12 protein-coding genes are annotated in these 14867 nt (G+C 72.2%); 8 read left to right on the forward strand and 4 right to left on the reverse strand.

The features are described 5' to 3' along the window. The first annotated feature begins 20 nt into the window (after nucleotides 1–20). Genes OG410_RS12410 through OG410_RS12420 form a run of 3 tightly spaced genes read left to right on the forward strand, consistent with a single transcriptional unit; the run spans nucleotide 21 to nucleotide 4800 of the window. The gene (locus OG410_RS12410; RefSeq protein WP_329299177.1) at nucleotides 21–1055 is read left to right on the forward strand and encodes an AAA family ATPase; all 1035 of its coding nucleotides are present in this window, start codon (nucleotides 21–23) and stop codon (nucleotides 1053–1055) included. Further along, nucleotides 1055–2419: a DUF58 domain-containing protein gene (locus tag OG410_RS12415; RefSeq protein WP_329299178.1), complete on the forward strand. Its 1365-nt coding sequence runs from the start codon at nucleotides 1055–1057 to the stop codon at nucleotides 2417–2419. Before OG410_RS12410 ends, OG410_RS12415 begins: the two co-directional genes overlap by 1 nt. Next, nucleotides 2416–4800, forward strand: a complete 2385-nt coding sequence (locus OG410_RS12420) for a transglutaminase family protein (RefSeq protein ID WP_329299179.1) — start codon at nucleotides 2416–2418, stop codon at nucleotides 4798–4800. The genes OG410_RS12415 and OG410_RS12420 overlap by 4 nt, the downstream gene beginning before the upstream one ends. A 262-nt stretch (nucleotides 4801–5062) precedes the next feature. Here the strand turns inward: OG410_RS12420 and OG410_RS12425 are convergent, their stop codons facing one another. The 3 genes from OG410_RS12425 to OG410_RS12435 form a co-directional block, all read right to left on the reverse strand. Beyond that, complete coding sequence (locus OG410_RS12425) at nucleotides 5063–5461, reverse strand: DUF3040 domain-containing protein (protein WP_329299180.1); 399 nt, start codon at nucleotides 5459–5461, stop codon at nucleotides 5063–5065. 272 nt (nucleotides 5462–5733) lie between these two features. Then, nucleotides 5734–6504: a class I SAM-dependent methyltransferase gene (locus tag OG410_RS12430; RefSeq protein WP_329299181.1), complete on the reverse strand. Its 771-nt coding sequence runs from the start codon at nucleotides 6502–6504 to the stop codon at nucleotides 5734–5736. Nucleotides 6505–6692: 188 nt separating this feature from the next. Next, on the reverse strand, nucleotides 6693–7277 hold the full coding sequence (locus OG410_RS12435) for an SAV_6107 family HEPN domain-containing protein (RefSeq protein ID WP_329299182.1): 585 nt from the start codon (nucleotides 7275–7277) through the stop codon (nucleotides 6693–6695). Between the two features lie 175 nt (nucleotides 7278–7452). Between OG410_RS12435 and OG410_RS12440 the strand changes: the two genes are divergently transcribed. The 5 genes from OG410_RS12440 (at nucleotide 7453) to OG410_RS12460 (ending at nucleotide 13794) form a co-directional block, all read left to right on the forward strand. After that, entirely contained in the window at nucleotides 7453–8439 is a 987-nt protein-coding gene (locus tag OG410_RS12440) for an ATP-binding cassette domain-containing protein (protein WP_329299183.1), read from the forward strand. Then, complete coding sequence (locus OG410_RS12445) at nucleotides 8426–10510, forward strand: YhgE/Pip domain-containing protein (RefSeq protein ID WP_329299184.1); 2085 nt, start codon at nucleotides 8426–8428, stop codon at nucleotides 10508–10510. The genes OG410_RS12440 and OG410_RS12445 overlap by 14 nt, the downstream gene beginning before the upstream one ends. Nucleotides 10511–10545: 35 nt before the next feature. Continuing rightward, nucleotides 10546–11175 carry a TetR/AcrR family transcriptional regulator gene (locus OG410_RS12450; RefSeq protein WP_326788286.1) on the forward strand — a complete coding sequence of 210 codons (630 nt, stop codon included), beginning with the start codon at nucleotides 10546–10548 and terminating at the stop codon, nucleotides 11173–11175. Between the two features lie 394 nt (nucleotides 11176–11569). Next, on the forward strand, nucleotides 11570–12208 hold the full coding sequence (locus OG410_RS12455) for a DUF4126 domain-containing protein (protein WP_329299185.1): 639 nt from the start codon (nucleotides 11570–11572) through the stop codon (nucleotides 12206–12208). Nucleotides 12209–12243: 35 nt separating this feature from the next. Beyond that, nucleotides 12244–13794 (forward strand): phytoene desaturase family protein, encoded by a 1551-nt coding sequence (locus OG410_RS12460; RefSeq protein ID WP_329299186.1) that lies wholly within the window; start codon nucleotides 12244–12246, stop codon nucleotides 13792–13794. Between the two features lie 48 nt (nucleotides 13795–13842). On the opposite strand, the gene OG410_RS12465 is transcribed toward OG410_RS12460, so the two are convergent. After that, nucleotides 13843–14850, reverse strand: coding sequence for an SCO2102 family sporulation regulator (locus OG410_RS12465; protein WP_329299187.1), 1008 nt, complete (start codon nucleotides 14848–14850; stop codon nucleotides 13843–13845). Nucleotides 14851–14867: the final 17 nt, after the last annotated feature.

Consider the following 14867-nt stretch of genomic DNA (forward strand, 5'->3'; position numbering starts at 1 on the left):
GAAGGGCCTAGGAGGGCCGGGTGACGACCTATGACGATCGAGCGAGCCTCACAGATCTGACCGCCACTGCGGAGCGTGTCCGCAGTTCGGTGGAAAGAGTGATCGAAGGCAAGCCAGAGGTCGTACGGCTTTCGCTGACCGTGCTGCTCGCCGAGGGCCATCTTCTGATCGAGGATGTCCCGGGCGTCGGCAAGACCATGCTCGCCAAGGCGCTGGCACGTTCCATCGACTGCTCGGTGCGGCGCATCCAGTTCACGCCCGACCTGCTGCCCTCGGACATCACGGGTGTGTCGATCTGGGACCAGCAGCGCCGGGACTTCGAGTTCAAGCCGGGCGCGATCTTCGCGCAGATCGTGATCGGCGACGAGATCAACCGCGCCTCGCCGAAGACGCAGTCCGCGCTGCTGGAGTCGATGGAGGAGCGCCAGGTCACCATCGACGGGCAGACCTACGAACTGCCCAGCCCGTTCATGGTGGTGGCCACCCAGAACCCGGTCGAGATGGAGGGCACCTACCCTCTGCCGGAGGCCCAGCGCGACCGCTTCATGGCCCGTGTCTCCATCGGCTACCCCAGCGCGGAAGCCGAACTGCAGATGCTGGACATCCACGGCGGCGTGAGCCCGCTGGACGACCTCCAGCCTGTCGCCCACGCCCACGACATCGTGAAACTGATCGACGCGGTCCGCACCGTCCATGTCGCCGACCCGGTGCGCCGCTACGCGGTGGACCTCGTGGCGGCCACGCGCACCCACCCCGACCTGAGACTCGGCGCCTCACCGCGTGCCACGCTGCATCTGCTGCGCGCCGCGAAGGCGTCCGCCGCTCTCAGCGGCCGGGATTTCGCGCTGCCGGACGATGTGCAGGCGCTCGCCGTCGCGGTCCTGGCCCACCGCCTGCTGCCCACGGCCCAGGCGCAGTTGAACCGCCGCACGTCCGAGCAGGTCGTGCTGGAGATCCTCCAGCGCACCCCGGTGCCCGCCGCTCCCCAGCAGTCCGGCCTCTCGATGGGCCGGGGCGCGCCCACGTTCGGTCAGCAGCCGCCCCGGAGGCTGTGATGACGCAGGCGAGCACGGAGCACACCGCCGAGGGGGACAAGGGCGGGCTGCGCACCGCGCTCGCCGGGCTCACGACACGCGGTCGCTCGTTCCTGGCCGCCGGTGTGGCCGCCATGATCTGCGCGTACGTGCTGGGGCAGAACGATCTGCGCCGGGTCGGCCTGCTCCTCGCGATCGTGCCGCTGCTCTGCGCGGCCGTGCTGTACCGCACCCGCTACCGGGTCGCGGGCAGCCGCAGGCTCTCCCCCGGGCGCGTGTCCGCGGGCTCCGAAGCCCGCGTGCATCTGCGCATGGACAACATCTCGCGGCTGCCCACCGGCCTGTTGATGCTCCAGGACAAGGTTCCCTACGTCCTCGGTCCGCGCCCCCGCTTCGTGCTGGACCGGGTGGAGGCGGGCGGCCGCCGCGAGGTGTCCTACCGGGTCCGCTCGGACCTGCGCGGCCGCTATCCGCTCGGCCCGCTGCAACTGCGGCTGACCGACGCGTTCGGCATGTGCGAGCTGACCCGCGACTTCTCGGCGTACGACACCCTGACCGTCATACCGCGCGTGGAGACGCTGCCATCGGTGCGGCTGACCGGCGACGCGAAGGGGTACGGCGACGGGCGCCAGAGCTCGCTCACCCTGGCCGGCGAGGACGACATCATTCCGCGCGGGTACCGCTACGGCGACGACCTGCGCCGTGTGCACTGGCGGCTGACCGCCCGCTACGGCGAGCTGATGGTCCGCCGCGAGGAACAGCCCCAGCGCTCCCGCTGCACCGTGCTGCTGGACACCCGGGGCATCGCCTTCCAGGGCGTGGGACCCGACTCGGCCTTCGAATGGGCGGTCTCGGGAACGGCGTCCACGCTGCTGCACATGCTCGAACGGAGCTTCTCGGTACGCCTTCTGACGGACACCGGCAGTTCGGTGCCCGGCGAGAGCGCCGACGGGTTCGCGGGCGCGAGCCAGGAGTCGGCGGACGCGGCGGGGATGATGATGGACACGCTCGCCGTCGTCGACCACTCGGACGGCACGGGCCTGTCCCGGGCGTACGAAGTGCTGCGCGGCGGCGACGAAGGACTGCTGATCGCCTTTCTCGGCGATCTCGACGAGGAGCAGGCGGACGTGCTCGGCAAGATGCGCCAGCGCAGCGGCGGGGCCATCGCCTTTCTGCTGGACAGTGAGTCCTGGGTGCGGGAGCCGGCCGAGGCGCCCGGCCCGCCGGTCGAGCGCACGGACCCGCTGCGCATGCTGCGCGAGGCGGGCTGGACCGCCGTGAGGGTGCCGCGGGGGGTGTCGCTCGCCGAGCTGTGGCGCGAGGCGGACCGTCAGCGCACGCATGCGGCGTCGACGGGTACTACCGCGGGGGATGGTGGCGTATGAGCGGGCGGGCCCGATTGGCGCTGTGGGCGTGGGCGGCCACGGTGATGACGTCGAGCGCGCTGCTGCCGCTGGTGAGCCCGGAGACATGGATCTTCCAGGCGGCGTTCCTGCTGGCCTTGCAGACCGGCGTCGGGGCGCTGACCCGGCGGGTCCCGCTGGCCCGGCCGCTGACCGTGGCGGCGCAGGCGCTGGCGACGCTGATGCTGCTGACGCTGGTCTTCGCCCGGGAACAGGCCCTCGCCGGGATCGTCCCCGGGCCCGAGGCCTTCCAGCACTTCTCGGCGCTGCTCCAGGCGGGCACCGACGACATCGGCAGGTACTCGATCCCGGCTCCGCTGTCGGACGGGATCCGGCTGATGGTGATCGGCGGCGTCCTGGTGATCGGACTCGTGGTGGACACCCTCGCGGTGACCTACCGCAGCGCCGCGCCCGCCGGCCTTCCGCTGCTCGCCCTGTACTCGGTCGCCGCGGGCCTCAACGGCGGCGCGGGCTGGCTGTGCTTCCTGCTCGCGGCGGTCGGCTATCTGATGCTGCTGCTGACCGAGAGCCGGGACCGGCTCTCCCAGTGGGGCCGCGTCTTCGGCGGAGCGGCCCGGGCACCCGGCCAGGAGTCCGCGAGCGGTGTCGTCGCGCCCGTCCGCTTCGGGCGGCGGATCGGGGCGGTCGCCGTGGTCGTCGCGCTGTTCGTGCCGTTCGTGCTGCCCGGGCTCGACGGCGGTCTGCTGGGCGGCGCGGGCCGGGGCATCGGCAACGGCCCCGGGGGCGGCACGATCGCCGCGGTGAACCCGCTGGTCTCGCTCCGCGACAGCCTGAACGTGGACGAGGACCGCACGGTCCTGACGTACCGCACGGACACCGCGGACACACAGAACCTGTATCTGCGGATCGTCTCGCTGGACGACTTCGACGGCACCGCGTGGAAGCCGGCGCAGCGCCACATCGTGGACGTGCCGAAGACGTTCCCGGCGCCGGCCGGTCTGGACGGCCAGGTCAAGCGGGCGGCGATCCGCACCCGGATCGCCGCGGCCGACTGGTACGCGCAGGACTGGCTGCCGATGCCGTATCCGGCCAGCAAGGTGGACATCAAGGGCAGGTGGCGCTACGAACCCGTGGGGCGCACCCTCGTCGGCGACCACGGACAGAACACCCGTGGCGTGCAGTACGAGGTCACGAGCCTGATGGTGGCGCCGACGGCGCAGCAGCTGGCGGGCGCCCCGGAGGCCTCGCCCGCGATGAGGCGCGAGTACACCCAGGTTCCGAAGTCGCTGCCCGCGGTGGTGGCGAAAACGGCCCGCAAGGTCACCGCGGGCTCGGCCAACCACTACGAGCAGGCGGTCAGGCTCCAGGACTACTTCGCGGTCAGCGGCGACTTCCGGTACAACACCCAGGTGCAGGCTGGCAGCGGCTCCGCCGCGATCGCGAACTTCTTGAAGGAGAAGGAGGGTTTCTGCGTCCACTTCTCCTTCGCGATGGCCTCGATGGCGCGCACCCTCGGGATTCCGGCCCGCGTGGCGGTCGGCTTCACCTCGGGGACCCCGCAGGCGGACGGTTCGATGGCGGTGGGACTGCGGGACGCGCATGCCTGGCCCGAGCTGTACTTCGAGGGCGTGGGCTGGACCCGTTTCGAGCCGACCCCGAGCCGGGGTTCGGTGCCGTTGTACACCCAGACGAACACGCCGGGCGCGGTCGAGTCCGCGGCCCCGAATCCGACGCTCTCGACGTCCCCCGCACCCTCGGTCGAACCGGCGGCGAGCGAGAGCTGCTCGCCCCAGCTGCGGAAGCTGGCAGCCTGCACGGAACAGTCCGCGGCGACGGCGCTCGGCCCCGCGGACGACGACGGGCCCATGACGGAGATCCTCCTGCTGACGCTGGCCGGGCTCCTGGTCCTGGGAATGCTGCTGCTGCCCATGCTGTGGCGGATGCGGGTACGGGCGGTCCGGCTCGGCGGCCACGGCCGCACCGAGGCGGACGTGGCGGCGTACACGCTGGGGGCCTGGTCGGAGGTCACCGATACGGCGTGGGACTACGGGATCGGGCCGACGGAGTCGCAGACACCGAGGATGACGGCCGAGCGGATCGTCGGGCTCGGGGAACTGGATCCGGAGGCCACGGCGGCGGTGTACCGGCTGGCCGTGGCCGTGGAGCTGGTTCTCTACGCTCCGCACCCCCGGCCGCCGGCGGGCCTCGCGAACGACGCGCGCCGGGTCGGGAAGTCCTTCAGGACGTCCGCGAGCGGTCCCGCGCGCCTGCGTGCTCTTCTCCTCCCCCGTTCGGCCGTCCGGATGATCTGGATGGCCTCGGCCGCCTGGGCAGCTCTGAGAACCCGGCTGTCCGCCCGTCGGCAGGCCCTGTTCCACCGCCCGTCACGCCAGAACGGCTGACGCGGACCGGCCCGGGTCCCTCCGCCAGGCTTGAGCGTTTCCCGGCCTGGCGGGGGCCGGCCTGGCGGGGGGCTGGCGCCACTGGACCGGCACCATGCGGCCGGCACCACGCGGTCGGCGCTTCGGGGTTGGTGCGCCGGGCTTGGTGCTTCAAGGGCCGGTGCTTCCGGGGCTTCGGCCGCGCATACGCGTGAAGGGGCGTCCACCCGGATGCGGGTGGACGCCCCTTCACGCGTATGTCTGCGGCGGCGAAGCCGGAGGCTCAGTTGCCGCCCTGCTCGTCGCGACGACGCTGCCAGCGCTGCTCGATGCGGTCCATCATGGAACGGCGTTGCCGGCTCTGCCGACGAGCTGCGGGCGAGCCCGGCACGGTCGGCTGCTCACCCGGCTTGGGAGCTTTGCGCCAACCGGTGACGGCGAGCACCGCACAGCTCAGCATGACGAGGAAGCCCACCACGCTCAGCCAGATCTGAACCGCGACCATTCCAGCCATGAGGAGCGCAATACCAACCAGGAAGCCGACGACCGCCTGGTAGACCCGTCGCCGGGTGTACGTACGCAGCCCGCTTCCCTCAAGCGCTGTCGCGAACTTGGGATCTTCGGCGTACAGCGCTCGCTCCATCTGCTCGAGCATTCGCTGCTCGTGCTCCGAGAGCGGCACGGAGTCCTCCTCATCGTGCAGTCGCCGGGGCGACCGGGGGTCCCCTTCAGGATAGGCAGGGAATCGGCCCCGTGAAACCCGCCCTCTACGCCAATTCACCGACCGGAACCCTTCATGGCGCCCCGATGCGCTGAGGCGTGCATTCCCCAGCGAACGGTCCGTCATGCCGGACGGTCTCCCCCGATCATACGGCGCCGAGCACTCGATCGGGTGGTCTGTGGTGTACTCCATCCGCCGCCGAGCCCCTGATCAGCGCCGCACCGGGGGGCCGCTCAGTCCTCCGTGGCCTCTCGGGCCTCACCGAGCACATGGAGCTGCGTGGCCACGGAGTGGAACGCGGTCAGCTCGGCCGCCGCCGCCTCCAGCTTCAGCAGTGCCTCCAGCGCACCCGGCTCGGTGTCCACCAGGACCCCCGGCACCAGGTCCGCGAAGACCCGTACGCCGTGCACGGCGGCGACGTGCAGGCCGGCGCCCGCGACCAGGGAGGTGAGCTGGTCGGCGGTGAACCGGTGCGGAACGGGATCACTCTCGCCCCAGCGTCCGTCCGGGTCGTCGAGCGCGTGCCGGGCCTCCTTGAAGTGCCCGGCGAGGGCGCGGGCCAGCACGGCACCGCCCAGGCCCGCGGCGAGGAGGCTGAGCACACCCTCGGGGCGCAGCGCGTCCACGACGTTGCGGACGCCCTCGGCCGGATCGTCCACGTACTCGAGGACGCCGTGGCACAGCACGGCGTCGTAGCGGCCTCGCTCGACCACGTCGAAGAGGCCGTGGGCGTCGCCCTGGACACCCTGCACGCGGTCGGCGACGCCGGCCTCGGCGGCGCGCCGCTCCAGCGCGAACAGCGCGTTCGGGCTGGGGTCGACGACGGTGACACGGTGGCCGAGGCGGGCCACGGGCACGGCGAAGTTGCCACTGCCGCCGCCCGTGTCGAGTACGTCGAGCGACTCCCGCCCAGCGGCCTTGACCTGACGGTCCAGGGCGTCCCTCAGGACCTCCCAGACCACGGCGGTACGGAGAGAAGCGCGGGGGCGCATCGGGTCCGACACGGCAGTTGACTCCTCGGCGCGGCACCGCCTGTTGAAACGGCGGAGCGATCTTCGGGCCTCCCGGCGGGGAGGCAGCAGGCGCCTCCACCCTATTGCCTCCGCCACCGTGACCGGCCCTCCGTCTCACGCGCGCCGGATCACGCGAGGCGCGCACGCCGGATCGCCCGCCCGTCCGGGGTTCCCTCCCGTCAACCCGCGTCCGGAACCTCCCTGTCCGCGCCGTCCGTCCGGTCCCGGTCCCGGCTCTGGTCCCGGTCTCCGTCCTGGCGCGGCTGGGGCAGCACGGGCTGCAACGCCAGCATCCGCTCGACCAGGCGCAGGAACATGGCGACGTCGCGTATCAGGTCGTCGGCGTCACGGGTCGTGGCCGCCCCCTGGATGCCGGCCTCCGCGCGGGCACGGCGGGTGGCCCCGGAGGCGAACAGGGCGCTCCACTCGGTCAGTTCGGGAGCGATCTCCGGGAGGACTTCCCAGGCGCTGCGGATTCGGGCTCTGCGCCGCGACGAGGGCTCCGGGCGGGCACGCGCGGCGAGGACGGCGGCGGCGGTGCGCAGCGCGGCCAAATGGGCCGTCGCGTAACGCTCGTTGGACGTCTCCAGTGCCGTCGCCTCGTCAAGTCCGGCGCGGGCCTGGGAGAGCAGGTCGAGGGCGGCGGGCGGGGCCGTGGCCCGGCGGAGCACGGGGTGGACGTCGCCCGCCGGTCCGGTGGTCAGTGAGGGGGCAGGGCCGGTGGCGCGGCGCCGACGGGCGGCGGCTGCGGAAGTGTTGGCCATGACGAACCTCCTGTCGTCGTGTGACGGCACTGTGGCCGTATGTGCCCATCGTGCGGTATGCCACTGACAATCCGTTCTGACCTGCGCTTTTGCTTCGATCGCAAGTTCGGGTTAGTTTTTGCACTGACCAGTCAGTTCAAAAGTAGTTCGATGTGTTCCAGAGGATGGGGGAGCTGTGGACGGTCCGCACGGACTGCGTGTCACGGCCGAGGACTTCGGACTCGAGGGACCCCGCGGGTGGGCTTTCCGCGGGGTCCGTCTCGATGCGGAACCCGGATCGCTCATCGCGATCGAGGGGCCGTCGGGATCCGGCCGCACGTGCCTGCTGCTCGCCCTCACGGGCCGGATGAAGGCCACCGAGGGGACGGCGGCCGTGGGTGCGGCGAGGCTGCCGAAGCAACTGGCCGCGGTGCGCCGGACCAGCGCGCTCGCGCACGTGCCCGGTGTCACGGACCTCGACCCCGCGCTGACCGTCGGGGAGCACTTGCGGGAACGAGCCCTGCTCCAGCGGCGGTTCGGGGGTTCGCTGCGCGCCCTGCTGCGGCCTCGCGGCGAGCGGGCGGGAGAGGCCGCGGCACGGATCGACGCCGCGCTGGCCGCCGCCGGGCTCGACCCGGACACCCTGCCCAAGGGACCGAGGACCGCGGTACGCGATCTGGAACGGGTCGAGACGCTGCGGCTGTCCCTCGCGCTGGCCCTGATCGGCCGCCCGAGGCTGCTCGGCGTCGACGACACCGACCTCAAGCTCTCGGACGCCGAACGGTCCGAGGTCTGGGCCCTGTTGACGTCTCTCACCGAGTCCGGAACGACGGTCGTGGCGGTGTGCAGCGAGGCTCCCGAGGGCGCCGTCGTCGTCTCCACCACGCCGGTCGCCACGGCGGGGACCGCCTGCGAAGAGGCCCCCGGCACCGTCCCGCCCGCCACGCCCGCCACGCCATCCGAGGACGGCGTCGGCACCGCCGACATGACCACCGACGCAAACAAAGACGCGGACGTAGACGCGGACGCGGGCGCAAACAAGCACGCGGACCAGGACCCGGACGCTGACGCGGACCCGGTCGCGAACAAAGACGCAGACACCGCCACCACCCCCGCCGCCGACAGCGACAGCGACAGCGACAGCGGGAACCGCGACAGGAAGACGGCCGATGCGCTCGCCTGAACTGGCCCTTCTCGAACTCCGCCGCTTCGGCCGGGGCAAGCTCCCGCGCGCCGCCCTGGTCGCGCTTCTGCTGCTGCCCCTGCTCTACGGCGCCCTCTATCTGTGGTCGTTCTGGGACCCGTACAGCCGTCTCGACCGCATCCCCGTGGCACTGGTGAACGCCGACGAGGGAGCGACGGCCGACGGCCGCAGGGTCACCGTCGGGGACACCATCACCAAGGGGCTGCGCGACAGCGACACCTTCGAGTGGCACGAGGTGAGCCCTGCCGAGGCCCGCCGGGGCGTGGAGGACGGCACGTACTACCTGTCGCTGACCATGCCGGGCGACTTCAGCAGAAGGATCGCGTCCAGCTCCGGGACCTCCCCCGAGACGAGCGCGCTCCAGGTGCGGACCAACGACGCGAACAACTACATCGTCGGACAGATCTCCCGCACGGTGTTCAGCGAGGTACGGACGGCCGCCTCCACGAAGGCCTCGCGTTCGTTCCTCGACAAGATCTTCATCTCGTTCTCGGACATCCACGGGAAGACCGTGCAGGCGGCCGACGGCGCCGACCGGCTCAACAGCGGCATCGGCAGGGCCAAGCAGGGCTCCAAAGATCTCGCCGACGGCCTGAAGGAGGCCAAGCAGGGCAGCGGAAAGCTCTCCGGGGGCCTCCGGAAGCTCACCACGGGCGCGGGCGACCTGGAGGACGGTTCGCGGCAGGTCGCGGACGGCACCCGGGCGCTGGCCGACAAGGTCGACGGGGTCGCGGACAAGGTGGGCCCCTTCCTGGAGGACAACGAGAAGTCGATCGGCGACACCGCACGGCTGGTCGCCGACTCCGCCGCGGGGATCCGCCACAACCTCGACACCCTGGTGAAGACCGCTCCGGCCGCGGCCAAGGGCGCGCGCACCGCTTCCGACGCGCTGAACGCCGTCCACCGCTCGCGGTGCGAGACCCTGCCGGTCCCCGACCCGGCGTGTCCCGAGCTGACGAAGGCGGCGGAGGCCGCCTCGGACGTCGTCAAGGTCGCCGACGACGTGAACGCCCTGATCGGCGACCAGGACGGCGACCTCGTCGAACTGGACAAGAACCTGGCGACGCTGGAGAAGCAGGCGCGCGCCCTCGCCGATCGCTCGCCGCATCTCGCCGAGGACCTCGACGACGCCGTCTCCAAGATCGACAAGCTGAACGAGGGCGCCGCCGCGGTCGCCAGGGGCTCGAAGCGGCTGCACTCCGGTCTCGGCACCGCCAGGACCGGTGCGGCGACCCTCGACAAGGGCGTCGGCCGGCTGAAGACCGGTGCGGGCGACCTCGACGGCGGCCTGTACAAGCTCGTCGGCGGCTCCGGGAAGCTGGCGGGCGGCCTGCACGACGGCGCCGAGCGGATCCCCGACTACGACAAGCCCGACCGCGATCTGCGCACCCAGGTCATGGCCGACCCGGTGCAGATGGCCTCCAGGGACCTGCACAAGGCGCCCAACTACGGCACGGGATTCGCCCCGTACTTCATTCCGTTGTCCCTGTGGGTCGGCGCGATGGTGGCGTACATGCTGATCCAGCCGCTGAACCGGCGCGCGCTCGCGGCGGGCGCCTCGGCGTGGCGCATCGCGCTGGCGGGCTGGCTTCCGGTCGTCGTCGTCGGCATCCTTCAGACGGCCGCCCTGATGGCGGTGCTGCACTGGGCGATCGGGCTCCAGATGGTCCGTGCGGCGGGAACGGTCGGCTTCCTGTTCCTGGTGACGGCCTGCTTCGCGGCGATCGTGCAGTGGCTGAACGCCCGCTTCGGAGCCGCGGGCCGGATCCTCGTCCTGGCCTTCCTGATGCTCCAGCTGACGTCGGCGGGCGGCACGTACCCCGTCCAGACCAGTCCGGGCTTCTTCAACGCGATCCACCCCTTCCTGCCGATGAGTTACATCGTCGAGGCGCTCCGCAGGCTCATCACCGGCGGCGGCCTGGAGCCGGTACGGACCGCGTGCGCCGTCCTGACGGCCTTCACGGTGGGCGCGCTCGCGCTCACCGCCCTGACGGCCCGGCGCAGGCAGGTCTGGACCCTCGACCGGCTGCATCCGGAGCTGAGCCTGTGACCACGCGCGCGGGTGCTCCTGTGACAATCGGAGCCATGGAAAGCAGCAGCACCACGGCGGGCGGCGGCAGCCGTCGCGAGGCGACCCGGCAGAAGCTCTACGAGGCGGCCGTCACCCTGATCGCCGAACAGGGCTTCTCCGCCACCACGGTGGACGAGATCGCCGAGCGGGCCGGGGTCGCGAAGGGCACGGTCTACTACAACTTCGCGAGCAAATCGGTCCTCTTCGAAGAGCTGCTGCGCCATGGCGTCGGGCTCCTCACCGCCTCGCTGCGGGAGGCGGCGGAGAAGACCGACCGGGACGGCGGCAGCAAGGTCGACGCACTGGACGCGATGATCCGGGCCGGGCTCGAATTCATCAACCGCTATCCGGCGTTCACCCAGCTCTACGTGGCGGAGCTCTGGCGTACCAACCGGGCCTGGCAGTCCACCCTGATGGTGGTGCGGCAGCAGGCGGTGGCGGTCGTCGAGGGCGTTCTGCGCGACGCGGTGGCGGGCGGGGAACTCAGCGACGAGATCGACATTCCGCTGACCGCGGCGGCGCTGGTCGGGATGGTCCTCGTGGCCGCCCTGGACTGGCAGGCCTTCCAGCCGGAGCGCTCCCTGGACGACGTGCACGCGGCACTGTCCCGGCTGCTCCAGGGGCGGGTGAGCGGCCACCGCTGACACCGGGCGCGGCTCCCCGCCGCGCCGCTTCACGCCGTGCGCACGAAAGCGCCGGTCCGTTCGGCCGCTTCCCCCGCGGGCCGTCCGTACCGGCGCTTCCTTCGTGCTCCCCCGTGCCCCCCGTTGGGCCCCCGTTCGGTTGTCCCCCGGGTCCCCCCCGTGTCTCGCTCCCGCCGAGCAAGCCGGCGGAAGGAGCGGACAAGGGCGCGAGGTCCGTTCCGCCGCCCCGTGTCGGCGGTGCCGGAGCCGCGCCCCTTTCCGTGTCTCCACTCTCTCGTTCGCGCAGGTCGGACCCATCCGTGCGCCTACTCATCTCACCCAGTAGGTACGGATACTCAGACATACGTGCTCAACCCCAGGACGCCCCCGTCGCCCCCTGGTTACGATCCCCTCCGTGTCCGTACTCCCCCTGGTCTTCACCAGCGGCTGGGCCAGCGGCGTCAACGCGTACGCGGTCGTGCTGCTCCTCGGCCTCTTCGGCGCCACCGGGCTGAGCGACGACGTCCCGGAGGCCCTGCAACGCCCTGAGATCCTGGTCACAGTCGGCGTTCTCTTCCTCTGCGAGGCGGTCGCCGACAAGATCCCGTACGTCGACTCGGTGTGGGACTCCGTGCACACCGTGATCCGGCCGGCGGCGGGTGCCTGGGTCGGGGCGCTGCTCGCCGGGCAGAGCGGCTCGGTCTCGGATCTGACGGCGGCCCTGCTCGGCGGTTCGACGGCGCTGGCGAGCCACACGGTCAAGGCCGGGACACGGATGGCGGTCAACACCTCGCCGGAGCCGTTCAGCAACATCGCCGTGAGCACCGTCGAGGATCTCGGGGTCGCGGGCGTCGTCACGCTCGCGCTCTTCCATCCCTGGGCCGCGGCGGTCGTGGCCGGTGCCCTGCTCTTCACCGGGCTCACGGCGCTCTGCTTCCTTCTCTCGCGCGTCAGACGGTTCCTGCGCCGCCGGGCGCGGCGCCGGGAGGAACGGCGGACGGCCGCGGCGGTGGAGCGGCCACCCGGCGGGGCGCCGTACGCGGACCGCGACTGACGGGACTGTCGGTGGCGGCGGATAAAGTCGCCGCCATGGGACGGATTGCGGTGATCGGCGCCGGGATGGGCGCGATGGCGGCCGCCGCCCGGCTGGCCGTCGCGGGCCACCGGGTGGTGGTGTACGAGCGGACGGAGACGTACGGCGGTGCGGTGCGCCGCTTCGAGCGGGACGGGTTCGTGTTCGACACGGGCCCGGGGCTGCTGCCGGTGCCCGCGGTCTATCGCGACCTGTTCGTCAAGACCGGGAAGCGGCCGCTGGAGGAGTGCGTCGAGCTGGTGCAGGTCGACCCGTCGGCCGCCCATGTCTTCGCCGACGGCACCCGGGTGTCCCTGCCGAACGCCTCGCGCGCGGGCGTGCTCACCGCGCTGGACGAAACGCTCGGCGACGGTGCGGGCGCGCGGTGGGGCGAGTTCCTGGTGCGGGCCCGGGAGGCGTGGGACCGCTCGCGCCGGCCGCTCCTGGAGGAGCCGCTGTGGCCCAACTGGACGGTGCTGGCCGAACGCGAGCCCTATCCCTCGGTGCCGCACAAGAAGCTGCTGCGCACCCGCCGGGCCGGCACCCTCGCCGAGGTCGCCGCCTGGGAGCTGCGCGACCCGCGCCTGACAGCCCTCCTGGAGAGCCACGCCCTGGTGTACGGGCTGGACCCGCGCGCCACCCCGGCGAGCGCCGCCGTACTGCCGTACATGGACCACGCCTTCGGCAGCTGGTACGTGCGCGGTGGCATCCGGGAGCTGGCGCGCGCCGTGTACGAGCGGTGCCTGGAGCGCAGGGTCGAGTTCCGTTTCGGGACCCCCGTCGGAGGGATCGTCGAGAAGGACGGCCGGGTCGTCGGTGTGGAGCTCTCCCGGGACGACTCCGCCGCTTCCGGTGCCGGAAGCGGCCCGGACTCCTCCGGATCCGGGGAAGACACGTTCGAGCAGGCCGACTTCGTGGTCGCGGGCGTGGCGCCCGGGGCCCTGGACGGCCTCGTCGCCGGGGCGCCGCTCCGCGGCGGTGACGAGGTGCCGCCGCGGCCCGCCAGGTCCAGCAGACTGACGCTGCTGCTCGCGCTGCGTGGCGGACGGCCCGCCGGAACGGCGCACCGGACGGTGGTCCACTCGGCCGACCGCGAGGGTGAGCTGGACCGGCTCTTCGGGGAGCGTCCGGGCGTGCCCGCGGCGCCGACCGTCGTGGTGGCACGTCCTGACGACCCGGCGCTCGTTCCGGACGCGGCGCACGAGGCCGTCACGCTGACCGTCACGGTCCCGTCCGGCGCTCAGGTGTCCGGGCAGGACGTGGAGCGGGTTCTCGACGCCGCCGAGCGGGCCCTGCCCGGTCTGCGGGACCGGCTCCTGTGGCACGAGGTCCGCACCCCGGCCGACATCGCGGAGGCGACCGGTGTGGAGGGCGGCGCGGTTCCCGCCCCGGCGCTCGCCGCGGCGGACGGCCGGCTGCTGCACCCGTCGAACACCACGCGGATACCGGGGCTGTTCGCGGCCGGGGGCTGGGCACACCCCGGCGGCGGTCTGCCGCACGCCGGCATGTCGGGCGCTCTGGTGGCCGGACTGATCGTGGAAGGGCCGGAGTTCCAGGGCTCGCAGTGAACGTGCCGGCGGGCAGCGGTGCGGGAGGCCGTCGCCGCGGCCTGCCGGTCAGTAGCGGTACTGCTCGTCGTACCCGGCGCTGCCGTTGCCCTGGTACGGGTACTGCTGCTGCTCGGGCGGGACTTCGCCGCCGTACTCGTCGGTGCGCTGCTGCGGCACCCAGACGCCCTCGGCCGGGGTCTCGCCGCCGTACGTGCCGGTGGCGTACTGGTCCTGGCCGTAGTTCTGCTGCTGTGCGTACTGCTGGTCGCCGCCGTTGTAGGCGGTCTGGTCGTACGTGGCACCCGTGTACGTCTGCTGGCCGGTGTACGGGTCCGTATAGGTGGCGTACTGCTGCTCGCCGTTGCCGTAGCCGTACTGCTGCTGCTGGTCGTAGCCCGTGTAGCCGTCGTACGCGTAGGCCTGCTGGTTCTGGCCCGTGGCGTAGGCCTGCTGGTTCTGGCCCGTCGAGTAGGCCTGCTGGTCCTGGGCCTGGGCCTGGGACGCACCGGCGTAGGACTGGTCGGTGGCGGCGGCGTACGCGCCGGAGTCGTAGACACCGTAGGAACCGGTGTCCTCGGGCAGCGGTTGCGGCTCGTAGACCGAGGCCGGCTCGGCGGCCGTGGGCTCGGCCGGCTCCGGGGGCGCGAACCGGTCGGACGGGGCGGGCGTGAAGACGTCGTCCTCGTCGGCGTACTGGTCCTCGCGCCGGTAGGCGGCCACCTCGACCTCTTCGAGGTCGGAGTTCTCCTCCGCCGGGTCCGCCTCGTCCGGCTCGCCGCGGCGACGCTTGCTGAGCTTGCCGGGCTTGTCCTCCACGCCGGGGCCCTTGATGGCCCAGCCCTGCGCGAAGCCCTGGCGGAACGACAGCGTCACATAGGTCTGGCCGACCGTGAAGGCGGCCGCGCCCAGGCCGATGACCACGACCGAGTGCATGAGCACGCCGAGGACCACACCGAGGAAGCCGACGAAGGCGAGCAGCCGGAAGCGCAGCCGCGCCTTGTACTGCAGCAGCACCTCGCCGAGCAGCCACAGCGCGACAATGCCGAATGCCAGATAGAGGACCGTCAAGCCCATGTACGCCCCTCTCCCAG

The organism is Streptomyces sp. NBC_00659 (assembly GCF_036226925.1).
GTDB lineage: Bacteria > Actinomycetota > Actinomycetes > Streptomycetales > Streptomycetaceae > Streptomyces.